The sequence below is a fragment of the Mesorhizobium sp. M7A.F.Ca.US.005.03.2.1 genome (assembly GCF_003997795.1).
Taxonomy (GTDB): Bacteria; Pseudomonadota; Alphaproteobacteria; order Rhizobiales; family Rhizobiaceae; genus Mesorhizobium; species Mesorhizobium ciceri.
The window spans coordinates 1-612 of record NZ_RZRP01001521.1 but is presented as its reverse complement, the minus strand read 5'-3'; the positions used below and the strand labels follow the sequence as shown (position 1 = coordinate 612).

Annotated in this window: 1 protein-coding gene; it reads left to right on the top strand. The window is 64.1% G+C overall.

The genetic code is table 11. The features are described from left to right. On the top strand, positions 1–612 hold a 612-nt coding region (locus EN991_RS38870), incomplete at both ends, for a DUF445 family protein (RefSeq protein ID WP_127370665.1).

Genomic DNA, 612 nt, shown 5'->3' with positions numbered 1-612 from the left:
CATCCATGCGTGGCTCGGCTTCGTCGCTGCCTTTGCCGAGGCGGCGACCATCGGCGGCCTCGCCGACTGGTACGCGGTGGTGGCGCTGTTTCGAAGGCCGCTGGGGCTGCCGATCCCGCACACCGCCATTATCCCCGAGAACCAGAACCGCATCGCCGACAATCTCGGCCGCTTCATCGAGGTCAACTTTCTGGCGCCCGAACCGGTGCGTGAAAAGCTTGCCGAGGTCGATTTTTCGGCGCTGGTCGCCGATTGGCTGGCCGATACGGAGCGCGCCGCCGGCCTGTCGCGCTTCATCGTGCGGCTGGTGCCGCAGACGCTTGCGGCGATAGAGCAATCCGGCCTGCGCGGCTTCGTCACCAGCCGCATGCTCGAACAGATCGAAAAGGTGCCGCTGGCGCCGCTGGCCGCCGAACTGCTCTCGGCGCTTACCGATGATCGCCGCCATCAGAAATTGTTCGACGAATTCACCAAGGTGATCGGGCGGTTCCTCAATGACGAAAAAGCGCTGGCAACGATGCGCGAAAAAATCCGCGAGGAACTGCCGTCGCTGTTCAACCTGTTCCGCGCCGACGCCTATCTCCTGAAGAAGATCGTCGCCTCGGCGGGCTC